The 24,066-nt window shown below is 72.3% G+C and carries 18 protein-coding genes and 1 pseudogene; 10 read left to right on the top strand and 9 right to left on the bottom strand.

What is annotated here, in order from left to right:
• The first annotated feature begins 23 nt into the window (after window positions 1-23).
• From trpM to lgt, 5 genes and pseudogenes are all read left to right on the top strand, one after another.
• Entirely contained in the window at window positions 24-242 is a 219-nt protein-coding gene (gene trpM / locus HEP85_RS11260) for a tryptophan biosynthesis modulator TrpM (protein WP_369658116.1), read from the top strand.
• 363 nt (window positions 243-605) lie between these two features.
• Window positions 606-1,898, top strand: coding sequence for a tryptophan synthase subunit beta (gene trpB / locus HEP85_RS11255; RefSeq protein ID WP_168527661.1), 1,293 nt, complete (start codon window positions 606-608; stop codon window positions 1,896-1,898).
• Window positions 1,895-2,710 (top strand): tryptophan synthase subunit alpha, encoded by an 816-nt coding sequence (trpA, locus tag HEP85_RS11250; protein ID WP_168527660.1) that lies wholly within the window; start codon window positions 1,895-1,897, stop codon window positions 2,708-2,710. Before trpB ends, trpA begins: the two co-directional genes overlap by 4 nt.
• A gap of 150 nt (window positions 2,711-2,860) precedes the next feature.
• On the top strand, window positions 2,861-3,637 hold the full coding sequence (locus HEP85_RS11245) for a thioredoxin domain-containing protein (RefSeq protein ID WP_168527659.1): 777 nt from the start codon (window positions 2,861-2,863) through the stop codon (window positions 3,635-3,637).
• A 131-nt stretch (window positions 3,638-3,768) separates the two neighbouring features.
• Window positions 3,769-4,587 (top strand): annotated as a pseudogene (gene lgt, locus HEP85_RS11240) (prolipoprotein diacylglyceryl transferase); the annotation flags it as partial.
• A 445-nt stretch (window positions 4,588-5,032) separates the two neighbouring features.
• On the opposite strand, the gene HEP85_RS11235 reads toward lgt, so the two are convergent.
• Genes HEP85_RS11235 through HEP85_RS11205 form a run of 7 tightly spaced genes read right to left on the bottom strand, consistent with a single transcriptional unit; the run spans window position 5,033 to window position 13,107 of the window.
• A complete protein-coding gene (locus HEP85_RS11235) occupies window positions 5,033-5,881 on the bottom strand; it encodes a CoA ester lyase (protein ID WP_168527658.1) in 849 nt (282 codons plus the stop codon).
• The gene (locus HEP85_RS11230) at window positions 5,878-7,080 is read right to left on the bottom strand and encodes a CaiB/BaiF CoA-transferase family protein (RefSeq protein ID WP_168527657.1); all 1,203 of its coding nucleotides are present in this window, start codon (window positions 7,078-7,080) and stop codon (window positions 5,878-5,880) included. Before HEP85_RS11230 ends, HEP85_RS11235 begins: the two co-directional genes overlap by 4 nt.
• On the bottom strand, window positions 7,077-7,997 hold the full coding sequence (rbsK, locus tag HEP85_RS11225) for a ribokinase (protein ID WP_356011457.1): 921 nt from the start codon (window positions 7,995-7,997) through the stop codon (window positions 7,077-7,079). Before rbsK ends, HEP85_RS11230 begins: the two co-directional genes overlap by 4 nt.
• Window positions 7,994-9,415, bottom strand: coding sequence for an ADP-ribosylglycohydrolase family protein (locus tag HEP85_RS11220; RefSeq protein ID WP_369657683.1), 1,422 nt, complete (start codon window positions 9,413-9,415; stop codon window positions 7,994-7,996). Before HEP85_RS11220 ends, rbsK begins: the two co-directional genes overlap by 4 nt.
• Window positions 9,403-10,551 (bottom strand): ADP-ribosylglycohydrolase family protein, encoded by a 1,149-nt coding sequence (locus tag HEP85_RS11215; protein ID WP_248001890.1) that lies wholly within the window; start codon window positions 10,549-10,551, stop codon window positions 9,403-9,405. Before HEP85_RS11215 ends, HEP85_RS11220 begins: the two co-directional genes overlap by 13 nt.
• A 28-nt stretch (window positions 10,552-10,579) precedes the next feature.
• Complete coding sequence (locus HEP85_RS11210; protein ID WP_329287203.1) at window positions 10,580-11,791, bottom strand: ADP-ribosylglycohydrolase family protein; 1,212 nt, start codon at window positions 11,789-11,791, stop codon at window positions 10,580-10,582.
• A complete protein-coding gene (locus tag HEP85_RS11205) occupies window positions 11,788-13,107 on the bottom strand; it encodes an ADP-ribosylglycohydrolase family protein (protein WP_248001889.1) in 1,320 nt (439 codons plus the stop codon). The genes HEP85_RS11210 and HEP85_RS11205 overlap by 4 nt, the downstream gene beginning before the upstream one ends.
• A gap of 248 nt (window positions 13,108-13,355) precedes the next feature.
• On the opposite strand from HEP85_RS11205, the gene HEP85_RS11200 reads away from it, so the two are divergent.
• From HEP85_RS11200 to HEP85_RS11190, 3 genes are all read left to right on the top strand, one after another.
• Entirely contained in the window at window positions 13,356-14,087 is a 732-nt protein-coding gene (locus tag HEP85_RS11200) for a VIT1/CCC1 transporter family protein (protein ID WP_168527655.1), read from the top strand.
• A gap of 403 nt (window positions 14,088-14,490) precedes the next feature.
• Window positions 14,491-19,083, top strand: coding sequence for a glutamate synthase large subunit (gene gltB, locus HEP85_RS11195; RefSeq protein ID WP_168527654.1), 4,593 nt, complete (start codon window positions 14,491-14,493; stop codon window positions 19,081-19,083).
• Window positions 19,076-20,536, top strand: coding sequence for a glutamate synthase subunit beta (locus HEP85_RS11190; protein WP_168527653.1), 1,461 nt, complete (start codon window positions 19,076-19,078; stop codon window positions 20,534-20,536). Before gltB ends, HEP85_RS11190 begins: the two co-directional genes overlap by 8 nt.
• A gap of 111 nt (window positions 20,537-20,647) precedes the next feature.
• Here the strand turns inward: HEP85_RS11190 and HEP85_RS11185 are convergent, their stop codons facing one another.
• Window positions 20,648-21,496 (bottom strand): chitosanase, encoded by an 849-nt coding sequence (locus HEP85_RS11185; RefSeq protein WP_168527652.1) that lies wholly within the window; start codon window positions 21,494-21,496, stop codon window positions 20,648-20,650.
• A 108-nt stretch (window positions 21,497-21,604) separates the two neighbouring features.
• Window positions 21,605-22,480, bottom strand: coding sequence for a rhomboid family intramembrane serine protease (locus HEP85_RS11180; protein WP_248002469.1), 876 nt, complete (start codon window positions 22,478-22,480; stop codon window positions 21,605-21,607).
• Window positions 22,481-22,765: 285 nt separating this feature from the next.
• On the opposite strand from HEP85_RS11180, the gene HEP85_RS11175 reads away from it, so the two are divergent.
• Together HEP85_RS11175 and HEP85_RS11170 are read left to right on the top strand one after the other, a co-directional pair.
• Window positions 22,766-23,485: a VWA domain-containing protein gene (locus tag HEP85_RS11175; protein WP_168527650.1), complete on the top strand. Its 720-nt coding sequence runs from the start codon at window positions 22,766-22,768 to the stop codon at window positions 23,483-23,485.
• Window positions 23,482-24,066 (top strand): HutD family protein, encoded by a 585-nt coding sequence (locus tag HEP85_RS11170; RefSeq protein WP_168527649.1) that lies wholly within the window; start codon window positions 23,482-23,484, stop codon window positions 24,064-24,066. Before HEP85_RS11175 ends, HEP85_RS11170 begins: the two co-directional genes overlap by 4 nt.

Below are 24,066 nucleotides of genomic sequence, written 5' to 3'. Positions count from 1 at the left end.
ACCGGCTCTGCGCGCGGTCCGCCGTGACGCTCCCGCCCGCCTCGGCGGCCCGGGACCCGTACGCCCGACTCGCCCGTGGCTGCCGTCCGCGCGGCTGCCGGGCGCCGGCCCGCCGTGTCCACGGACGCCGGGTCCGCTATGTCATCGGCGACGAACCGGGCCAGGTCAACGGCATGCGATGGCGCCTCGGCGCACGCGCACTCGCGTCGTCCCCGACCGGCTCCGTCCCGCAGACGGGCTGAGCGGGTCCAGGCCGCCGGTCCGTCCGGCGGCGGTCGACCGCCCTCGGGTGGTGACGGCTCCGGCCCGCCCGTTCCCGTAGGCGGCCGTGACCGTCCCGGCACCCGTGAGGACCGCTCAGGGAGCGTCCTGGCACCCGTGAGTCACCCCGGGGTACACCACCTCGGGGTTTCCACCGGGTTCCCCCCAGGGCCCTTCGTGGCCGAAGCGGGGAGATCCGCCGGCCGGTCCCGACGGTTCGCCGACCGTGCCGGTCCCAGGTCCGGCGGGCCTGGCGGTGACACGGTGTGTGTGCGTGCGTACATGGCTGATGTGATCCCATGTCCGACCTTCAACCGGGGCTTTCGCCCCTGCGAGGTAACCGCATGCCCAGCGAGTTCTTCATTCCCGACCCCGAGGGTCAGGTTCCCAGCGCCGAGGGGTACTTCGGCGCGTTCGGCGGCAAGTTCATCCCGGAGGCGCTGGTCGCCGCCGTGGACGAGGTCGCCGTCGAGTACGACAAGGCGAAGGCGGATCCCGAGTTCGCGCGTGAACTCGACGATCTCCTCGTCCACTACACGGGGCGCCCGAGCGCACTGACCGAGGTGTCACGGTTCGCCGAACACGCCGGTGGCGCCCGGGTGTTCCTCAAGCGCGAGGACCTCAACCACACCGGCTCCCACAAGATCAACAACGTTCTCGGCCAGGCCCTTCTCACCAGGCGGATGGGCAAGACGCGGGTCATCGCCGAGACCGGGGCGGGGCAGCACGGGGTGGCCACGGCCACCGCCTGTGCCCTGTTCGGCCTCGAGTGCACCATCTACATGGGTGAGATCGACACCCGGCGGCAGGCCCTCAACGTCGCCCGTATGCGGATGCTCGGCGCCGAGGTCATCGCCGTGAAGTCGGGCAGCCGCACCCTCAAGGACGCCATCAACGAGGCGTTCCGGGACTGGGTCGCCAACGTCGACCACACCCACTACCTCTTCGGCACCGTCGCGGGTCCGCACCCCTTCCCGGCCATGGTCCGCGACTTCCACCGGGTGATCGGGGTCGAGGCCCGGCGGCAGATCCTGGAGCGCGCCGGCCGACTTCCGGACGCCGCCATCGCGTGCGTCGGCGGCGGCTCCAACGCCATCGGGCTCTTCCACGCCTTCATCCCGGACGCCGGTGTGCGTCTCATCGGCTGCGAGCCCGCGGGCCACGGCATCGAGACCGGTGAGCACGCCGCGACCCTGACCGCCGGCGAGCCCGGCATCCTGCACGGCTCGCGGTCCTACGTCCTCCAGGACGAGGAGGGACAGATCACCGAGCCCTACTCCATCTCGGCCGGTCTGGACTACCCGGGCATCGGCCCCGAGCACGCCTACCTCAAGGACAGCGGCCGCGGCGAGTACCGCGCGGTCACCGACGACGCGGCCATGCAGGCACTGCGCCTGCTCTCCCGCACCGAGGGCATCATCCCGGCGATCGAGAGCGCCCACGCGCTCGCCGGGGCCCTGGAGGTCGGAAGGGAACTGGGCGAGGGCGGGCTGATCATCATCAACCTGTCCGGCCGCGGCGACAAGGACATGGACACGGCAGCCCGCTACTTCGGCCTGTACGACGAGGGCGCCGACGCGGCCGTCCCCGCGGACGCGGACAACGAGAACGCCGAGATCGAGGGGGACGCGAAGTGAGCGGCAACATCCGGCTGTTGAGCGACACCCTCGCCGGCGCCAGGGCCGAGGGGCGGTCCGCCCTCATCGCGTACCTGCCGGCCGGCTTCCCGACCGTCGACGGCGGCATCGCGGCGGTCAAGGCCGTCTTCGAGGGCGGTGCCGACGTCGTCGAGGTCGGTCTGCCGCACAGCGACCCGGTCCTCGACGGTCCCGTCATCCAGACCGCCGACGACATCGCCCTGCGCGGCGGAGTCAAGATCGCCGACGTCATGCGGACCGTCCGGGAGGCCTTTGAGGCCACCGGCAAGCCCGTGCTCGTGATGACGTACTGGAATCCGATCGACCGCTACGGCGTCGAGCGCTTCACCGCCGAACTGGCGGAGGCGGGCGGCGCGGGCTGCATCCTGCCCGACCTGCCCGTGCAGGAGTCGGCGCTGTGGCGGGAGCACGCCGAGAAGCACGGGCTCGCGACCGTCTTCGTCGTCGCGCCCAGCAGCAAGGACGCCCGGCTCGCCGAGATCACCGCGGCGGGCTCCGGTTTCGTCTACGCGGCCTCGCTGATGGGCGTCACCGGTACCCGGGAGTCGGTGGGGGCCCAGGCCCAGGACCTGGTGCGGCGCACCAAGGCCACCACCGGTCTGCCGGTCTGTGTCGGACTCGGTGTCTCCAACGCCGCCCAGGCCTCCGAGGTGGCCGGCTTCGCCGACGGAGTCATCGTCGGCTCGGCCTTCGTGAAGCGGATGCTGGACGCGCCGGACGAGACGGCGGGCCTGGAGGCCGTACGGGCGCTCGCGGGCGACCTGGCGAAGGGCGTACGCGGAACGCTGTGACGGCAGCGGTCCGTACACGTGACGCGGGACAGCGGTCCAGGCACGTGACGGGCAGCCGTTCAGGCACGTAGAGGGACAATCCGCTCACTCGAACGGGTGGACCTGGGACCGGGGAGGCGCGCTGCGCCTCCCCGGTTCGTTCTGCCGGATGTGAGCGAGAAGAACCGTGAGGGAAAGAGCACCGCCCGTGAGCGGCTGGCGGTCGAGCGACAGAAGCAGAAGGGCGCGGAGAAACGCCGCCGGGCGCTGATCGTGGGCGCGTCGGTGGTGTGCGTTCTCGCCCTCGCCGCGGTGGTGGGCGTGCTGGCCGCCGGCGCGGGCAAGGACAAGAAGAACACCGCGGCGGGACCGGCCGTGGCGCCCTCGGGGGCGACCGGCAAGGACGGTCTCGCGATCCCCGTCGGCAAGGACGGCGCCAAGTCGACCCTCACGGTCTGGGAGGACTTCCGCTGCCCGGCCTGCCAGTCCTTCGAGACGGTGTACCGCCCGACGATCCACCAGCTGGTGGACGCCGGTCAGCTGAAGGTCGAATACCACCTGGTCACGCTGATCGACGGGAACACGGGAGGCAGCGGCTCCCGGCACGCGGCCAACGCGGCGGCCTGCGCCCAGGACGCGGGCAAGTTCGCCGCGTACCACGACGTGCTGTACGCGAACCAGCCCAAGGAGACCGACGACACGTTCGCGGACAACGGCAAGCTCATCGACCTGGCGGGCAAGGTCGACGGTCTCGACACCCCGGGCTTTCGGGCGTGCGTCAACGACGGCAGGCACGACAGCTGGGTGACGAAGTCGAACGCGGCCTTCCAGAGCGGCAGCTTCAGCGGCACCCCGACCGTGCTGCTGGGCGGCAAGAACATCTACGCGGACCAGTCCATGACCCCCGCGAAGCTCAAGCAGCTGGTGCAGGCCGAGAACAAGCGCTGACCCCCGACCCGCGACGCCCCCGACCAGCGGCGCCCCCGGCCTGCGAAGGGTCCGGGGGCGCTGCCCGTTATGGACCCGTTGCCGGGGCACCCGCCGCGGGTCCCGTCCGGCACGGTAGCGTCGACCCTGCCATGGAAATTGCCTACATTCCCAGCCCGTCGCACGGTGTGCTGCACCTCGGCCCCATTCCGCTGCGCGGCTACGCGTTCTGCATCATCATCGGCGTCTTCGTAGCCGTCTGGCTCGGCAACAAGCGCTGGATCGCCCGGGGAGGGCGGGCCGGCACGGTGGCCGACATCGCGGTGTGGGCCGTGCCGTTCGGTCTCGTCGGCGGCCGTCTCTACCACGTGATCACGGACTACGAGCTGTACTTCAGCGAGGGCCGCGACTGGGTGGACGCCTTCAAGGTGTGGCAGGGCGGCCTCGGCATCTGGGGCGCGATCGCGCTCGGTGCGGTGGGCGCGTGGATCGGCTGCCGCCGGCGCGGCATCCCGCTGCCCGCCTGGGCCGACGCGCTCGCGCCCGGCATCGTCTTCGCGCAGGCCATCGGACGCTGGGGCAACTGGTTCAACCAGGAGCTGTACGGCAAGGCCACGGACGTGCCCTGGGCGCTGCACATCACCTCCGCCACGGACGGGCGGGTGCCGGGGTACTACCACCCGACCTTCCTGTACGAGTCGCTGTGGTGCGTCGGTGTCGGCTTCCTGGTCATCTGGGCGGACCGTCGCTTCACCCTGGGCCACGGACGGGCGTTCGCGCTGTACGTCGCCGCGTACTGCGTCGGCCGCGGCTGGATCGAGTACATGCGCGTCGACGACGCCCACCACTTCCTGGGCCTGCGTCTCAACGACTGGACCGCGATGGTGGTCTTCGTGCTCGCGGTGACCTACATCGTGGTGTCGGCGCGGCTGCGGCCCGGTCGTGAGGAGATCGTCGAGCCGGGTGCGGACGCCTCCGGCGAGGACGAGGGAGACGGTGAGGCCGGGTCCGGGGCTTCGGTCGGCCTGGACAAGAAGTCCGGCGAGAAGCCGGGCGAGAAGGCCGGGACGAAGGCTGAGAAGACGAAGGCTGAGAAGAAGACCGACGGCGAGTCGGGCGGGAAGAACGGCGTCGACGAGAAGGCCGCCGGCAAGTCGGGCGAGAAGGCCGGGGCGTCCGGCGGCGAGAAGACCGACGAGACCGACGAGACCGACGGGAAGTCCGCCGGCAAGGCTGTCGGCGACACGGACGCGGAGCCCGGTGCGGGTGCGACGTCCGGGGTCGCGGCCGACGCCGGGGCCGAGGTGTCCGCGGATTCCGCGGGTGCCGTGAAGAGCGAGGCGGAGTCGGCCAAGAAGGGCTGACGACCGGATACAAGGAGGGGGCGCCGCGTCCGACGACGCGGCGCCCCCTCCGTCATGCCGTCAGGGCGTCGCGCCGGGCCAGTGCCAGGGTGCGGCGGGCGCAGGCCACGACCGCCGCGTCCACGAAACGGCCGTCGGGCAGGGCCTGGGCCCCCGGCTCGATGCCGGCGGCCTCGACGACGGCTTCGGCGCTCTCCACCTCGGCCGGGGTCGGAAGGTAGGCGCGTTCGATCACCGGGAGCTGGCGCGGGTGGATGGCCGCGCGGCCGAGGAAACCGAGGGTGCGCCCGTGGGCGCAGGAGGCCGCAAGCCCCTCCAGGTCCCGGATGTCGGGGTGGATGGACTGCACGGGGGGTGGGAGTCCGGCGGCTCGGGCGGCGAGCACGATCCGGGCACGGGACCAGTCCAGGCCCGCGTCCTCACGTACGCCCAGGTCGGCCCGGAGATCCGCCTCGCCGAGCCCGATGCCGCGCACGGCCGGGTGGGCCGAGGCGATGGCGAAAGCGTGTTCGACGCCGAGGGCCGTTTCCAGCAGGGCGTACAGCGGGATCCCGCTGCCCTCGGCGGACACGGCGTGCTCCGCGACGTGGACGACGTCCGTGGGCGAGGCCACCTTGGGCAGCCGCAGGCCGGACAGGCCAGGGAGCGGGGAGAGCGTCTTCAGGTCGGCCTCGGCCAGGGTGCCGTCCAGCGTGTTCACCCGGACGTGGACCGGGACCGGGGGAGCGGCCGAGAGCAGTTCCGCGGTCGCGTCGCGGGCGTACTCCTTGCGGTCCGGCGCGACCGCGTCCTCCAGGTCGATCAGGACGATGTCCGCGCCCGAGGCGAGGGCCTTGACGACCACGTCCGGGCGGTCTCCGGGGGCGTACAGCCAGGTGAGCGGGAAGGCCGGGTTCGTCACAGGGCGCCTTCCGATCTGAGGGCCGTGATCTCGGTGCCGGACAGTCCGAGCTCGGTGAGGACCGCGTCCGTGTCGGCGCCGTGCGGGCGGCCCGCCCAGCGGATCGACCCGGGCGTGGAGGAGAGCCGGAACAGGACGTTCTGCATGCGCAGGGGACCGAGTTCCGGGTCGGCGACGGTGGTGATCGTGTCCAGCGCCTCGTACTGGGCGTCCTCCATGACATCGGTGACGTCCTGGATCGGGGCCACCGCGGCCTCCGCCTTCTCGAAGGCCTCCAGCACCTCCGCGCGGTCGCGGTGGGCGATCCAGGCGCCCACCGCCTCGTCGAGGACGTCCGCGTGGAGCGCCCGGTCCGCCCCGGTCGCGAACCACGGTTCGTCGATCAGGTCCGGGCGTCCGACCAGCCGCATCACCCGTTCGGCGATCGACTGCGCGGACGTCGAGACGGCGACCCACGAACCGTCCGCCGTGCGGTAGGTGTTGCGGGGCGCGTTGTTCGCGGAGCGGTTGCCGGTGCGGGGCTGGACATGGCCGAGCTGGTCGTACCAGAGCGGTTGCGGGCCCAGCACGGTGAGGATCGGTTCGATGATCGCCATGTCGACCACCTGGCCGAGGCCCGAGGTCTCGCGGGCGCGCAGGGCCGTCATCACGGCGTACGCCGTCGTCAGGCCCGCGATCGAGTCGGCCAGGCCGAAAGGGGGCAGGACCGGGGGCGTGTCCGGTTCGCCGGTGATCGCCGCGAAGCCGCTCATGGCCTCCGCGAGCGTGCCGAAGCCGGGGCGACGCGCGTAGGGGCCGAACTGGCCGAAGGCGGTGACGCGGGCGAGTACGAGCCGGGGGTTGGCGGCCGACAGTTCCTCCCAGCCCAGGTCCCATTTCTCCAGGGTGCCGGGACGGAAGTTCTCGATGATCACGTCGGCCTCCGCGGCGAGCCGCAGCAGCGTGGCGCGGCCACCGGGTTTCGACAGGTCGAGGGTGATCGTGCGCTTGTTGCGGCCGAGGAGTTTCCACCACAGGCCGATGCCGTCCTTCGACGGGCCGTGGCCCCGGGACGGGTCGGGCTTGGCCGGGTGCTCGACCTTGACGACCTCGGCGCCGAAGTCGCCGAGCAGGGTGGCGGCGAGCGGTCCGGCGAAGAGGGTGGCGAGGTCGAGGACGCGCAGGCCGGTGAGCGGGCCGGGCCCGGGACGCGCGCTCATGACGTGGACTGCGCGTGGTGTGCGTGCGACGAGGCCTCGGCGTCGATCTCGGAGCGGTACGGCATCGAGGACGTGGCCCCGATCCGCTGGACCGACAGCGCGGCGGCGGCCGACGCCCAGGCGAGGGCCTCGGGCATCGGCCGGCCCTCCGCGAGCGCGACCGCGAGGGTGCCGACGAAGGTGTCGCCCGCGCCGGTCGAGTCCACGGCGCTGACGCGGGGCGCGGGGACCGTCAGGGGGGCGGCGCCCCGGGCCGCGTACAGGCTGCCCGCGGCACCCAGGGTGACGACGACCTCCGGCACCAGGTCGAGCAGCGCGGTGGCCGCCTCGCGGGGGTCGGGGGTGCCGGTCAGCGCGGCGGCCTCGTACTCGTTGGGCACCAGCAGGTCGATGGAGGCGAGGAGCTGGGACGGCAGGGGCTGTGCGGGGGACGGGGTCAGGAGGGTGCGGACGCCGTGGCGGCGGGCCGCCTCGGCGCCCGCGACGACGGCGGCGAGCGGGATCTCCAGCTGGAGCAGGAGCGCGTCGGCGGTGGTGATGAGGCCCTCGTCACCGGGGGCGAGGTGGTCGACGGTGCCGTTGGCGCCGGGGATGACGACGATCGCGTTGCCGCCCTCGTCGTCCACCACGATGTGCGCGGTGCCGGAGGGGCCCTCGGTGGTGCGCAGGTGGTCGGTGTCCACACCGGAGTGCTCCAGGGCGGAGCGGAGCTGGGGGCCGAAGGAGTCGACGCCGACCGCGCCGATCAAGGTGACGTCGGCGCCCGCGTGGGCCGCGGCGACCGCCTGGTTGGCGCCCTTGCCGCCGGGGATCGTACGGAACTCCCGTCCCGTCACGGTCTCTCCGCGCTGCGGGGCCTTGGCGACGTACGTGACGAGGTCCATGTTCGTGCTGCCGAGCACGGCGATAAGGGTCATGGGTGACGGGTCTCCCGGTGCGTGAGCTGGGCGAGGGTGTCGAAGCCGATGCCGTTGAAGTCGGCGAGGGAGGTGGCCAGGCGGTTCTTGAGCGGGGTGGTCCAGCGCTCCGGCAGGGCGGCGGGGGCGCCGGCGAGCAGGCCCGCGACGCTGCCCGCCGTGGCGCCGTTGGAGTCGGTGTCCCAGCCGCCGGACACCGCCCGGCAGACGGATCCGCTGAAGTCGCCGTCCGCGTGGGTGAGGGCGGCCGCGATCAGGGCGGTGTTGGGGAGGGCGTGCACCCAGTGGTAGTCGCCGTAGGTGGTGTGCAGGACGTCGACGACCTTCTCGAAGTCGACGGTCGAGTGGGCGAGCCGGACGGCGTGGTGGACCGCTTTCGCCAGCCGGGAGGCGGGGGGTACGACGGTCAGGCCGGTGCGCAGGCAGGCGTGGATGTCGCTGCGGCCGGTGGCGGCCTCGGCGATGGTGGCGGCGGTGAACATGGCGGCGTACACGCCGTTCGCGGTGTGGGTGAGGGCGGCGTCGCGGTGGGCCTGTGCCGCGGCGGCGGCCGGGTCGCCGGGGTTCGTCCAGCCATGGACGTCCGCGCGGATGAGGGCGCCGATCCATTCGCGGAAGGGGTTGCGGTGGTGGGCCGTGCGCGGGGGCTCGACGCCGGCGAGGAGGTTGCGGTAGGCGACGCGTTCCGCGGTGAAGGTGCGGCCGGCGGGGAGTTCGTCCAGCCAGAGGCGGGCCACGTCCGCGGTGGTGAACCTCCGGCCGTGACGCTGGAGCAACAGGAGGTTGAGGAGGGGGTAGTTGAGGTCGTCGTCCTCGGGCATGCCGTCGATGTTCTCGGCGAGCGAGGTGGACGCGGAGCGCCTGTTCCAGGGGTACGCGTCGGCCAGCTCCGTGGGCAGGCCGCGGGCCGTGAACCAGGTGTGGAGGGGCCAGTTCCCGGTGGCCTTCGCCAGTGCGCGGATGCCGTGGAGGGGGAGTTTCTCGACGGGTTTGCCCAGCAGGCAGCCCGCGGCCCGGCCCAGCCAGGCGGCCTCCAGGCGGGGCACGGCGACGGCCGGGGAGACGCCCGGGACCTCGGTCCCGGCGGTGGGTGTGCGGTCGCCGTCGCCGACGTCCGTAGGGTCGGGCCGCCGCGCGGGCCAGTCCGGGCAGCGGGTCATGACGGAGGCCAGTTCCGTCGGCTCTTGGTCCGCCAACTCGCTCGGCAGGTCGGCGAGTTCGTCCAGCAGATCCGTCGCGAGGGCCCGCAGGTACGGTGAGGCGGGAGTGGCGGAGGCGCCGGCCCGGAGAGGGGCCCGCGGGCCGCCGGCCGCGTGCCAGCGTGCCGCGATCGGATCGGCCTCGCGGCCGTCCTGGGCGGCTTGGTGGAGTTCGTGCCCGAGCAGGTCCTCGGGCTGGACCCAGGTCAGTCGGAGCACGGGATCCCCGCAAGCGCGGCGTACGCCGCCTCGTGCGCGCGCCGGCGGTGTACGTCCCGGTCGAAGATCTCGCGGGTCACCTCCGCGAGCGCCGTCGCCGGGGCGTGCAGGTCGAGGCGGCTCGATTCCTCGACCGTCTTGGCCCAGTCGCGCGGGACCTCGGAGCCGAGCGCGCCGGCGAGGGCCCCGGCCATCGTGGCGATGGAGTCGCAGTCTCGGCCGTAGTTCACCGAGCCGAGGACCGCGTGCCGGAAGTCGCCGCCGGAGACCAGCAGCATGCCGAGCGCGACGGGGAGTTCCTCGATGGAGTGCAGCCGGGAGGGGCGGCGGGCGCCGAGCGACGGGGTGCGGTAGTCCGGTCCCACCGTGTCGTAGGGGGCCACCGCCTCCCGCAGCGGGCGCAGCGCCGATTCGAAGTCCGAATGGCGGGCGGCGACTTCGCAGACCGCGTCGATCGCGTCCCGGGTGCCGTCCTTCGCCAGGGCCAGGCAGGCCGTGACGACCGAGTCCGGGGTCGCCCCCGGCGCGCAGGCCGCGGCCACCCCCGCCGCCAGCACGCCGGCCGCCTCCCTTCCGTAGGAGGACTGGTGCGCGCCCGCGACGTCCAGCGCCTCGGTGTACGCGCCCGCCGGGTTGGCCGCGTTCACCAGTCCGACCGGTGCCATGTACATCGCGGCGCCGCAGTTGACGATGTTGCCCGCGCCCGCCTCCCGGGGGTCCACATGGCCGTAGTGGAGCCGGGCGACCAGCCACTTCTCGGCGAGGAAGATCCGCTGGAGCGGGAGCGCCTCCGCTTCCAGTTCCGGGATCCAGCGGGGGGCCGTCATCAGGTCGGGGACCAGATGCCCGGCGACGGCGTAGGCGTCGAGGTGGTCGCGGACCGTGGTGTACACGCGGATCAGCGCGTGGGTCATCAGGGTGTCGTCGGTGACGTGTCCGTCGCCCTTGTGGTACGGGGCGATGGGGCGGGCGGTGCGCCAGGCGTCGCCGTTCCAGGGGCCGACGACGCCGTGCACGCGACCGCCGTGCCGTTCGGCGATCTGTTCGGGGGTGTAGCCCTCGACGGGGCCGCCGAGCGCGTCGCCGACGGCGGCTCCGACGAGGGCTCCTGTGATCCGTTCGTCGAGTGTTCCCATTTCTGCTCTTTTGGGCTTCATGCCCGAATCATCCCTCTGGGAGGGCCAGTTCCGTCGCTTCGAGCAGATCGGCGAGTCCGACGAGATCCGTACCGGTGAGGCGGGGAAGCGCGCAGCCCGAGAGGATCCGGCAGGCGTCGCGCCAGGTGGCCGGGATCGCGGCGCCGCCGCCGAGCGCGCCGGTCAGCGCCCCCGCCAGGGCCGGGGCGGAGTCGGCGACGCGGGAGAGGCAGGCGGCGGCGGGCACCGCTTCCGCGATCCGGCCGCGCGCCGCGGTCGCGAGGGCCAGGGCGACCGGAACCGTTTCCGCCGCCGCGACGCCGTAGCTGTAGACGTGGTCGACGATCTGGTGCTCCAGGAGGGGGACCAGGGCGAAGGTGCCCTCGCTGTCGCGGGCGAGCCGCAGCGCGTGGCGCGCGTTGCGGCCGATCTCGGTCTCCTTGGGCAGTTCGGCGAGGGCGGCGTCCGCGCAGGCCTCGACGTCGGCCCCGGCGAGGGCGAGCGCGAGGGCGGCGGCCATGGCGCGGGCGCCGTGCACACCGTCACCGTCCTGGGTGTAGCGGGCGTCGAACTCGGCCAGTTCCGCGGCGAGCGTGGCATCGCCCGGGTGGGCGATGGCGAGCACACAGGCCCGGACGCAGGCCGCGTCGTCGAAGTAGTGCGGATTGTCGTGGCCGGTGGCGGGCGGCCGCAGTCCGGTGGCGAGGTTGCCGAGCCCGGCCCGTACGGAGATCCGGGCGCGCAGCGGCAGCAGCGCGGACTCGACCTCGGGGGCGCGCTCGGCGGCCGCGGCGACCTCGCTGGCGACGGCGTTCCAGGACAGGTCGATGGACGCCCGCATCCGCCGCGCCCGGCTGAGATCGCCGAGCGCGGCGGCGTCGCCGGCCCGCAGCACGGCCTCGGCGGCGAACGCCGCCCACTCGGCGTCGTCCGAGGGTCCGAGCCGCAGGGGCTCCGGCGGCTGGTTCAGGGCGATGGGCACCGGCAGGGTCGTCGTCGCGTTCTGTTCGGCGAACGTGTCCAGTTCCCTGGTCAGCCGCCGTGTCCACTCGGGCATCCGGGCGGCGCGGTGCCGGGCCGCGGGCCAGCCGGCGGCGTCGCCCGCGGCGAGGCCGAGCAGGAGGCCCTCGATACGGCGGGGGCGCGGGCCGGGCGTCGGGTCGGCGACCTCGGTGACGAGGACGTCCGGTGCCGAGGCCGCTCCCGCGCCGGCTTCGTCTCCCACGAGGCCGGGTCTCATGGGCGTACCTCCTCGTCGGCGGTGGCCGGGGCGGGGTCTGTGGTGAGGGCGAGGTCCGCGATGACGGGGTGGTCCGCGGTGAGAGCGAGGTGGGTGGCGGGGGGCTGAGCTGTGGTGAGGGTCTGGTCCGTTGTGATGACGGGGTCCATGGTGAGGACGGGGCCGGTGGCGAGGGCGCGGGAGCCGGGGGCGGCGCCCGGTTCCGGATGCGGGGCCGCTCTCGTGCGGTCCGGATCGCGTGCGGGCCGTCTCCGGTCCCGTACGGGGAGTGCGCCGTCCGGGCCCGGCTCCCGTGCGGCAACCGACCGCCACTTTCTGTCGTCCCCGGGGGTCAGCAGTTCCGCCACGTCCAGTACGTGGTGGCCCTCCATCGAGGGGAGGCAGCTGCCGCGCGCCGGGCCGATGGCAGCCGCCCAGGCGGCCGGGATCGCGCGGGCGCCCCGGGTCGCCCCGGCCAGAGCGCCCGCCACCGCCGCCGTGGTGTCGGCGTCGCGGCCCATGTTGACGGCGGTGAGGACGGACTCGGTGAAGTCGCCGTCGGCGGCGGCGTACGCTCCGAAGGCCAGGGCGACGGCCTCGGGGGCCAGGTCCGTCCAGGGGTAGCCGCCGATGACGACCGCCGAGCGCACCGCCCGTTCGCCGCGGTGCGCGACCGCGATCGCGCGGCGCAGCGAGCGGGCCGTCCAGGAGTCGTCCGGGATCACCGCGAGCGCGGAGGCGGCCACGGAGAACGTCGAGGCACCCGCCATCGCCGCCGCGACACCCGCCGCGACCGCCTGGCCGCCGTAGATGCCCTCGCCGTCATGGCTCACCGAACCGTCGATCGCCACCAGGCGCGCGGCCTCCGCGGGACGCCCCGCCGCGAACACGCCGAAGGGGGCCGCGCGCATCGCCAGGCCGTCGCTCCACGCGTGCCGGTGCTGGGCCGAGATGGGGGCCGCCAGTCCCCGGCGGAGATTCTCCAGGGTGCCCCGCTCGCTGAAGCCGGCGCCGCGGAACGGTCCCTCGTCACGGTCCGCGATCCACTCGTGCCAGGCCGACTCGACGTGCGCCACGGTGAGCGCCGAGCCGTGCCGGGCCAGCAGCAGACCGGAGAAGATCGCGTACTCCGTGTCGTCCGTGCCGGCCGGATGCTCGGCGACGTAGCCCGTGATCCGGCCCCACTTCGCACGGATCTCCGAGGGCCGCATGTTCTCGGCGGGCGCGCCCAGCGCGTCCCCCACGGCGAGTCCGAGCAGCGCGCCGCGTGCCCGTTCGCGCAGACCGGTGGCGTCCCCGGGCGCCGGGACGGAGGGGATGCAGGCGATGGAAGCCATTCGGTGCCACTCCTCTCAGGGCCCAGAGCCCTTTGGGGATGTGTCCCACCGGAGGAGGCGCGCAGAGCCTCGCACGGCCCCGTATTCACCCGGTCGACATCTGTGCGGGACCTTCCACGGATGAGCAAGAAAGGGTAAAGGTGCAGGTTAGCCGAGCCTTTCCTTGCTGGCGGGGAGGAAATTCCAGGCGTACTTTTGGGGTTGTCGAAAAGTAGAAACAGTCCAATCGCACGTTCTGGGGGACCGGTATGTCCATCATCGAGACCGAAGCCGCACTGCACGAGGCGCACCGGGACAACCACACCCACCGCGATGTGAACGGTGGCTGGCTGCGCCCGGCGGTCTTCGGCGCGATGGACGGGCTCGTCTCCAACCTCGCCCTGATGACCGGTGTCGCCGGCGGGTCCGTCTCCCACCGGACGATCGTCATCACCGGACTCGTGGGCCTGGCCGCCGGAGCCTTCTCCATGGCGGCCGGCGAGTACACCTCCGTCGCCTCGCAGCGCGAACTCGTCGAGGCCGAACTCGACGTGGAGCGCCGGGAACTGAGAAAGCACCCGAAGGACGAGGAGCGTGAGCTCGCCGCGCTCTACGAGACCCGCGGGGTCGAGCCCGCACTGGCCCGCGAGGTCGCCAGGCAGCTGTCCCGCGACCCCGAGCAGGCCCTGGAGATCCACGCGCGCGAGGAGCTGGGCATAGACCCCGGCGACCTGCCCTCGCCCGCGGTCGCCGCAGTGTCGAGCTTCGGCTCCTTCGCCCTGGGCGCCCTGCTCCCTCTGCTCCCGTATCTGCTCGGCGCGACCGTCCTGTGGCCCGCGCTGCTGCTCGCGCTGATCGGGCTCTTCGCGTGCGGCGCCGTCGTGGCCCGGGTGACGGCGCGATCCTGGTGGTACAGCGGAATCCGGCAGCTCGCACTCGGGGGTGCCGCGGCGGGTGTGACGTACGTCCTGGGCAGTCTGTTCGGTACCGCCGTAGGATGATGTATAGAGGGGCTATGCAAGGGACTGCATAAGTAGCCGGTTACTCACTGGTTTCGAATACTTAACCACTGGGCATGAGCCGTAAGCGCTGCGGGCAATGAAGCCTGCTCCGCACCGCCGCGGCGGGCGACGTTGCCTGCCGCGCTCCGGCCCCACGGACACCGATCTGTCCCCCTGGGTCCCCTTAACTCCAGTGCCGTGCGTGGTACCCCCCGCCGCGACCCCCGGTGTCCGCATGTTGGAACGCAGTATCCGGTTCCCGAGAACCGCTCCATCATGTAACCTGCACGAAATTTTGCATCCCCCCAGCAGAGGGCCAACGTCGTCCCTCGGCACACGCTCCCCCAGACGCCTTTCGAAGCGCTGGGAGGTGCCCCCAGCCACGACGACGACGGGAGAGCCGATGCGTTCGCCGCGCCAGCCGTCCCAGCACTCCACGCATGGCCAGAACTGGTCCTTCATGGATGCTCGCCCTGCTGCTCAGGGTATGTACGACCCCCGCAACGAGCACGACGCCTGCGGCGTCGGCTTCGTGGCCACCCTCACCGGTGAGGCGAGCTACGCGCTGGTCGAGCAGGCGCTCACCGTGCTGCGCAACCTGGAACACCGCGGTGCCACCGGCGCCGAGCCCGACTCGGGCGACGGCGCGGGCATCCTGTCCCAGGTCCCGGACGCGTTCCTCCGCGAGGTGGCCGGATTCGAGCTGCCCGAGGCCGGCGCCTACGCGGTCGGCATCGCCTTCCTGCCCGGCGACGGCACCGAGGACGCCGTCTCACGGATCGAGACGATCGCCGCCGACGAGGACCTGACCGTCCTCGGCTGGCGCCAGGTGCCCGTCGCCCCCGAACTTCTCGGCGCCACCGCCCGCTCCACCATGCCCGTCTTCCGGCAGATCTTCGTGACCGACGGCGCCAGCAAGGGCATCGACCTCGACCGCAAGGCGTTCGTGCTGCGCAAGCGCGCCGAACGCGAGGCCGGCGTCTACTTCCCGTCACTCTCCGCGCGCACCATCGTCTACAAGGGCATGCTGACCACCGGCCAGCTCGAACCCTTCTTCCCGGACCTGTCCGACCGCCGCTTCGCCTCCGCGATCGCGCTCGTGCACTCCCGGTTCTCCACCAACACCTTCCCGAGCTGGCCGCTCGCCCACCCGTACCGCTTCGTCGCGCACAACGGCGAGATCAACACGGTCAAGGGCAACCGCAACTGGATGAAGGCCCGCGAGTCCCAGCTGGTCTCCGACCTGTTCGGCGACAAGGGCCTGGAGCGGATCTTCCCCGTCTGCACGCCGGACGCCTCCGACTCGGCCTCCTTCGACGAGGTGCTCGAACTCCTCCACCTCGGCGGCCGCTCGCTCCCGCACTCCGTGCTGATGATGATCCCCGAGGCGTGGGAGAACCACGCCTCCATGGACGCGGCCCGGCGCGCCTTCTACCAGTTCCACTCCACGATGATGGAGCCCTGGGACGGCCCGGCCTGCGTCACCTTCACCGACGGCACCCAGGTCGGCGCGGTCCTCGACCGCAACGGTCTGCGCCCCGGCCGCTACTGGGTCACCGACGACGGCCTCGTCGTCCTCGGCTCCGAGGTCGGCGTCCTCGACATCGACCCCGCGAAGGTCGTCCGCAAGGGCCGCCTCCAGCCCGGCCGCATGTTCCTCGTCGACACCGCCGAGCACCGCATCATCGAGGACGACGAGATCAAGGCCGGCCTCGCCGCCGACCTGCCCTACGCGGAGTGGCTGGAAGCCGGCGAGATCGAGCTCTCCGACCTCCCCGAGCGCGAGCACATCGTGCACACCCACGCCTCGGTCACCCGCCGCCAGCAGACCTTCGGCTACACCGAGGAGGAGCTGCGGATCATCCTCGCGCCGATGGCCTCGGCCGGCGCCGAGCCGATCGGCTCGATGGGCACGGACACGCCGATCGCCGCCCTCTCGCAGCGCCCGCGTCTCCTCTTCGACTACTTCACCCAGCTCTTCGCGCAGGTCACCAACCCGCCGCTGGACGCGATCCGTGAGGAGCTCGTCACCTCGCTGCGCTCCTCGCTGGGCCCGCAGGGCAACCTCCTGGAGCCGACCGCGGCCTCCTGTCGCAGCGTCACCCTGCCCTTCCCGGTGATCGACAACGACGAGCTGGCCAAGCTCATCCACATCAACGCCGACGGCGACATGCCCGGCATGAAGGCCGCCACGCTCTCCGGTCTCTACCGCGTCTCCGGCGGCGGCGACTCGCTGGCCGCGCGGATCGAGGAGATCTGCTCCGAGGCCGACGCCGCCATCGACAACGGCGCCCGCCTGATCGTGCTCTCGGACCGGCACTCGGACGCCGAGCACGCCCCGATCCCCTCGCTGCTGCTGACCGCGGCCGTCCACCACCACCTCATCCGCACCAAGCAGCGCACCCAGGTGGGCCTGCTGGTCGAGGCGGGCGACGTCCGCGAGGTCCACCACGTGGCCCTCCTCATCGGCTTCGGCGCCGCGGCGGTCAACCCGTACCTGGCCATGGAGTCGGTCGAGGACCTGGTCCGCGCCGGCACCTTCCTCCAGGGCATCGAGGCCGAGCAGGCCATCCGCAACCTGATCTACGCGCTCGGCAAGGGCGTCCTCAAGGTCATGTCCAAGATGGGCATCTCCACCGTCGCCTCGTACCGCGGCGCGCAGGTCTTCGAGGCCGTCGGCCTGGACTCCGAGTTCGTCGGCAGGTACTTCAGCGGCACCGCGACGAAGATCGGCGGCGTCGGCCTCGACGTCATCGCCAAGGAGGTCGCCGCCCGGCACGCCAAGGCCTACCCGGCCTCCGGCATCGCGCCCGCGCACCGCGCCCTCGACATAGGCGGCGAGTACCAGTGGCGCCGCGAGGGCGAACCGCACCTGTTCGACCCGGAGACGGTCTTCCGCCTCCAGCACTCGACGCGCTCCGGCAACTACGACATCTTCAAGAAGTACACGGACCGGGTGAACGAGCAGTCCGAGCGCCTGATGACGCTCCGCGGCCTGTTCGGCTTCACCTCCGGCCGCCCGTCGATCCCGGTCGACGAGGTCGAGCCGGTCAGCGAGATCGTCAAGCGCTTCTCCACCGGCGCCATGTCGTACGGCTCCATCTCCAAGGAGGCGCACGAGACCCTCGCCATCGCCATGAACCAGCTGGGCGGCAAGTCCAACACCGGTGAGGGCGGCGAGGACGCGGACCGGCTGTACGACCCCGCGCGCCGCTCGTCCATCAAGCAGGTCGCCTCCGGCCGCTTCGGTGTGACCTCGGAGTACCTGGTCAACGCCGACGACATCCAGATCAAGATGGCGCAGGGCGCCAAGCCGGGCGAGGGCGGCCAGCTCCCCGGCCACAAGGTGTACCCCTGGGTCGCCAAGACCCGGCACAGCACCCCCGGCGTGGGCCTCATCTCCCCGCCGCCGCACCACGACATCTACTCCATCGAGGACCTGGCCCAGCTGATCCACGACCTCAAGAACGCCAACCCGCAGGCCCGCATCCACGTGAAGCTGGTCTCCGAGGTCGGCGTCGGCACGGTCGCGGCGGGCGTCTCCAAGGCCCACGCGGACGTGGTCCTCATCTCCGGCCACGACGGCGGCACCGGCGCCTCCCCGCTCACCTCGCTCAAGCACGCGGGCGGCCCCTGGGAGCTCGGTCTCGCCGAGACCCAGCAGACCCTGCTGCTCAACGGCCTGCGCGACCGGATCGTCGTCCAGACCGACGGCCAGCTGAAGACCGGCCGTGACGTCGTCATCGCAGCGCTGCTCGGTGCCGAGGAGTTCGGTTTCGCGACCGCGCCGCTCGTCGTCTCCGGCTGCGTCATGATGCGCGTCTGCCACCTGGACACCTGCCCGGTCGGCATCGCCACCCAGAACCCGGTGCTGCGCGACCGGTTCGCCGGCAAGGCCGAGTACATCGTGAACTTCTTCAAGTTCATCGCCGAAGAGGTCCGCGAGATCCTCGCCGAGCTGGGCTTCCGCACCATCGAGGAGGCCGTCGGCCACGCCGAGCACCTCGACGTCACCCGGGCCGTCGACCACTGGAAGGCGCAGGGCCTGGACCTGTCCCCGCTCTTCCACGTGCCCGAGCTGCCCGAGGGCGCGGTGCGCCACCGGGTCGTCGCGCAGGACCACGGCCTGGAGAAGGCCCTCGACAACGAGCTGATCAAGCTCGCCGCCGACGCCCTGGCCGCGAACTCCCAGGCCGACGCCCAACCGGTCCGCGCCCAGGTCGCGATCCGCAACATCAACCGCACGGTCGGCACCATGCTCGGCCACGAGGTGACGAAGAAGTTCGGCGGCGCGGGCCTGCCCGACGACACCATCGACATCACCTTCACGGGGTCGGCGGGCCAGTCCTTCGGCGCCTTCCTGCCGCGCGGTGTCACGCTCCGCCTGGAGGGCGACGCCAACGACTACGTCGGCAAGGGCCTCTCCGGCGGCCGGGTGATCGTCCGCCCCGACCGGAGCGCCGACCACCTCGCCGAGTACTCGACGATCGCGGGCAACACCATCGCCTACGGCGCGACGGGCGGCGAACTCTTCCTGCGCGGCCGCACCGGCGAGCGCTTCTGCGTCCGCAACTCCGGCGCGACGGTGGTCTCCGAGGGCGTGGGCGACCACGGCTGCGAGTACATGACCGGCGGACACGCCGTCGTCCTCGGCGAGACGGGACGCAACTTCGCGGCCGGCATGTCCGGCGGCATCGCGTACGTCGTCGACCTCGACCGCGACAACGTCAACGCCGGCAACGTGGGCGCCGTCGAGGAACTCGACGACACCGACAAGCAGTGGCTGCGCGCCGTGGTGCGCCGCCACCAGGAGGAGACCGGCTCGACGGTCGCCGGGAAGCTCCTGGCCGAGTGGGACACCGCGGTCGACCGCTTCAGCAAGATCATCCCCAGCACGTACAAGGCAGTGCTCGCCGCCAAGGACGCCGCCGAGCGAGCCGGACTCACCGAGTCCGAGATCACCGAGAAGATGATGGAGGCGGCGACCAATGGCTGATCCCAAGGGCTTTTTGAACCACGGCCGCGAGGTCGCCAGGACCCGCCCCGTCGAGGAACGTGTCAGGGACTGGAACGAGGTCTACGTCCCGGGCGCGCTGCTCCCGATCATCTCCAAGCAGGCCGGCCGCTGCATGGACTGCGGTATCCCGTTCTGCCACAACGGCTGTCCGCTGGGGAACCTGATCCCCGAGTGGAACGACTACGCCTACCGCGAGGACTGGGGCGCCGCGTCCGAGCGTCTGCACGCCACGAACAACTTCCCGGAGTTCACGGGCCGGCTGTGCCCCGCCCCGTGCGAGTCGGCGTGTGTGCTCGGCATCAACCAGCCCGCCGTGACCATCAAGAACGTCGAGGTCTCGATCATCGACAAGGCGTGGGACAGCGGGGACGTCGCCCCGCAGATCCCCCAGCGTCTGTCGGGCAAGACCGTCGCGGTCATCGGCTCGGGCCCGTCGGGCCTGGCCGCCGCCCAGCAGCTGACCCGGGCCGGCCACACGGTCGCCGTCTACGAGCGCGCCGACCGCGTCGGCGGCCTGCTGCGCTACGGCATCCCCGAGTTCAAGATGGAGAAGCGGCACATCAACCGCCGTATCGAGCAGATGCGCGCGGAGGGCACCCGCTTCCGCACGGGCATCGAGATCGGCCGCGACCTCAAGGCGACCGACCTGCGCAAGCGGTACGACGCGGTGGTCATCGCCGCCGGTGCCACGACCGCGCGGGACCTGCCGGTGCCCGGCCGCGAACTCAAGGGCATCCACCAGGCCATGGAGTACCTGCCGCTGGCCAACAAGGTCCAGGAGGGCGACTTCGTGGCGCCCCCGATCACGGCCGAGGGCAAGCACGTCGTGGTCATCGGCGGCGGCGACACGGGCGCGGACTGTGTGGGCACCGCCCACCGCCAGGGCGCGGCCTCGGTGACGCAGCTGGAGATCATGCCCCGGCCGGGCGAGGAGCGCAGCTCCGGCCAGCCCTGGCCGACGTTCCCCATGCTCTACAAGGTCACCTCCGCGCACGAGGAGGGCGGCGACCGTGTCTACTCGGTCTCCACCAGCCACTTCGAGGGCGACGAGGACGGCAACGTCCAGTGGCTGCACCTCTCCGAGGTCGAGTTCGTCGACGGCAGGCTGAACCAGAAGCCGGGCACGGAGCGGAAGATCCCCGCCCAGCTGGTCACCCTGGCGATGGGCTTCACCGGCACCGACGTCGAGAACGGCGTGGTCGCCCAGTTCGGCCTGGAGCTCGACGCGCGCGGCAACATCGCCCGCGACGCCGACTTCGCGACCAACGTGCCCGGCGTGTACGTTGCCGGTGACGCGGGCCGCGGTCAGTCCCTGATCGTGTGGGCCATCGCGGAGGGCCGTTCGGCCGCCCGCGGGGTCGACCGCTTCCTCACGGGCGCCAGCGACCTGCCGGCCCCGATCCGCCCCACGGACCGTTCCCTGATGGTCTGACGCTCCACCCCAACAGACGTCCCGTACAAAGGCGTACGGAACTGAACGCGGCGCCTGCCTTGTCCCCGACCGGACGGTGGTGGGCGCCGTGGTGCGTCCCGCCCCGGCCGGCTACCGAGCGACCCTGTACGTCTCCCCGTACACCTTCCACTCGAGCGGTGCGTCCAGGTCGAGGTTGCCGTCGTACAGGAACTTCCGCTGGGCCGTGTCGATGCGGGTCGTGTCGTGGTGGGCGCTCTCGGACTTCATCGCGGTGCGGCGGATGTCCAGGAAGATGTCGAGGTACGACGTCTCCGAGCCGCCCTCGGCCGGGGTGTCCGCCTGGGCCATGGCGCGTCGGCGCAGCCCGTAGAAGCCGTCGGGGCCGGTGCCGGGGCCGTGCATGACCATGGCGTCGTAGTAGACGAACTGCCCCAGCGTGCCCAGGCCGTCGAGCTTGGCGCGGCGGACCGCGGGATCGAAGTAGACGCGGTCGCGCTCGGTGTCCTGGGCCTTCCGGAAGGCGGCCACCGCGGCCTCCTTGCGCCAGGCCGCCGGGAAACCCGGGTCGAGTCCCTCGTGGGAGTCGGTGCCGTCGACCTTGCGCAGCGCGGGCAGATAGCGGGCGAGGCCGTTGCCCGGGTGGTCCTTCGTGTAGTGCTCGACCAGGACGAGCAGGTCGTGGGTGCCGGTGCAGAAGCCGATGAGGCCCGCCGTGTAACCCTGGCCGTCGCCGATGTCCTGGATGTAGCCGTACGCGCTGCGCCAGTCCAGCGTGGAGTTCTCGGCGCTCGCCACGATCTTCTGGGCCAGCTCCTTCTTGTCCGGCGCGGCGAGGCCGGCGCCTCCCGGCCGCCCGGCGCCCTGCCGGCCCGGGGACCCGGCCGCTTCGCCCGAGCCCGGGAGCCCGGGGACGACGAAGTAGAGCGCCACCGCGACCAGGGGAAGGACCGCGAGCAGAAGGAGACGTGCGCGTTTCATGCCCCCAGCGTAGAGACCGCCGGGACGGACCCGGCCCGGTGTCGCCGCGGGCGGTGTGCGTCCCGTCGCGCGAACGTCGCCCGCCGCGGCCCCGGACCGCTCCGTTCCTCAGCCCGCGCCGTTCCGCAGCGCGGAAGCCTTTCCGACGGCCAGCACCACCAGCAGCACCAACAGCCCCGCGCACACGGCGCCTTGGACGAGGGCGCGCCGGCTGTCACGGGGTGCGTACGCGTAGGCGAGGGTGACCACGCCGCCGGCCAGCAGTCCGCCGAGGTGGCCCTGCCAGGAGGTGAGCCCCGCCGAGATCAGCAGCCACAGCAGCAGGCCCGCCATGAACCGGTTGACGGCGTTCATGTCCGCGCCCAGGCGGCGGGCCATGACGTAGTACGCGGCGCCCAGTCCGAAGATCGCGCCCGATGCGCCGAGCGTGGGCTGGTCCGGCGCGATCAGCAGCACCAGGACGGAACCCCCGAGCGCCGACAGCAGATACAGGGCGAGGTAGCGGACCCGGCCCAGCTGGGACTCCACCACCCGGCCCAGGTTCCACAGCGAGACCATGTTCATCACGATGTGCAGGATCCCGAACGTGCCCTCGGTGGGCGGCAGATGGAGGAACGCGCCGGTCAGCATCCGGTACCACTCCCCGTCGACGACACCTTCCGGGCTGAAGTCCGCCGGGTGCTGTGCCTGCCAGAGGTAGTGTCCGCCGTCCGGTCCCGCGAGCCCCGCGCCCAGCATCTCGAACCGGTCCACGATCGCCGGGCGCACCAGCTCGCCCAGGTAGGCCAGCACGTTCAGCGCGATCAGGACGTACGTCACTACGGGAACCGTCGAGATCCGGCCGCCGAACGCCGTGCGGGCCTGCCGGACGGAGCGGGCGCCCTCCTTCACGCACTCCACGCACTGGTGGCCGACGGCCGCCTCACGCATGCAGGCGGGGCAGATGTAGCGGTCGCAGCGGGTGCAGCGCACGTACGACTCCACCTTGGGGTGGCGGTAGCAGGTGGTGACGGCGGGCTCGACCGGTCCGGCCGACGCGGCGGGTTCGGCTGACGCGGCGGGTTCGGTGGACTCGGTGGACTCGGATTCCACGGCCGGCTCCTTGGCGGTACGGACATGCGGGAGGGGAACGGTGAGCCGGTGGGGTCGGCGGCGAACAAAATAGCGAACACGGGTGTACGGGTGGGACGGCAGGGGGTCGTCGTGGTGACGTAATCTCGGCACTCCCGCCCAGCTCACCGCACCGCAGCCCGACGGAAGAGAGCCCGTATGCCCGGGATCAGTCTCAGCAAGGTGGCGGAGACCGCGCCCGCGCTGGTCAGTCTGTACAAGACCGCCGGTGTCTCCCTCGCCCGGCACGGGCTGGGCGGGCAGCGGGCCGCGGTGTACCTGGTGGTCGACTACTCCGGGTCGATGAAGCCGTACTACCTCGACGGCAGTGTGCAGGCGCTCGCCGACCGGGTGCTCGGCCTGTCGGCGCATCTCGACGACGACGGCACGGTTGCGGTGGTCTTCTTCTCCACGGACATCGACGCGGTCACGGACATCGCGCTCGAGGACCACCAGGGGCGGGTGGAGCGGATCGTCGCCGGGCTCGGGCACATGGGCAGGACCAGTTACCACCTGGCCATGGACGCGGTCATCGACCACTACCTCGACAGCGGATCCGAGGACCCCGCCCTCGTGGTCTTCCAGACCGACGGCGGACCGGTCGACAAGCCCGCCGCCGAACGGTACTTGTGCAAGGCGGCGAAGCTTCCGCTGTTCTGGCAGTTCATAGGGTTCGGTGACCCGGACAGCAAGCAGTTCGACTTCCTGCGCAGGCTCGACGAGCTGGCCGTCCCGCAGAAGCGGGCGGTCGACAACGCCGGTTTCTTCCACGCCGGTTCGGATCCCCTGGAGCTGGGCGACGAAGAGCTGTACGACCGGATCGTCGGCGAGTTCCCGCAGTGGCTGGCGGCGGCGCGGGCCCGGGGGATCGTGCGGTGACCGTACGGCTGCTGGCCGCCGCCGGGCGTGTGGCGGTGCGCTGGAAGAACGGCGGCGGGGTGACGCGGGAGATCGCCGCGGGGCCCGAGGGCGCCGGCATGGACGACTTCCGGTGGCGGGTGAGCCTCGCCGACGTCGGCGCCGACGGCCCGTTCTCGTCGTTCGCCGAGGTGGACCGGACCCTCACGATGGTCGAGGGCGCGGGGATGGACCTGACCGTCGGCGGCGAACACCGCCGGGTCGACACGCCCTTCGTACCTCGGTCCTTCCCCGGCGACCTGCCCACCGACTGCCGTCTGCGCGGAGGCCCGGTCGTGAACCTCAACGTCATGTGGCGCAGGGGCGAGGGGGCGCCCCCTGTCGTCACGGTCGTGCGCGGTGGTGCGGGCGTCGCCGTGCCCGCGGGCCCGGCGGTGCTGATCGTCGCGCTCGACGGGTCCGCCGAGGTGGCCGGGCTGACCCTCGGCCGGTACGACGCCGCGCTGCTGACCGGCGAGGACGCCCTGCTGTGGGCGTCCGGCCGCACCGCCGTCGTCCGGCTCGCGGGACGGGCCCCGCTTCCCGCACCGACCGACCCGTGA

This window comes from Streptomyces sp. RPA4-2 (genome assembly GCF_012273515.2).
GTDB lineage: Bacteria > Actinomycetota > Actinomycetes > Streptomycetales > Streptomycetaceae > Streptomyces > Streptomyces kaempferi.
The sequence above is the reverse complement of the archived record's forward strand: the minus strand, read 5'-3'. Positions and strand labels throughout refer to the sequence as shown.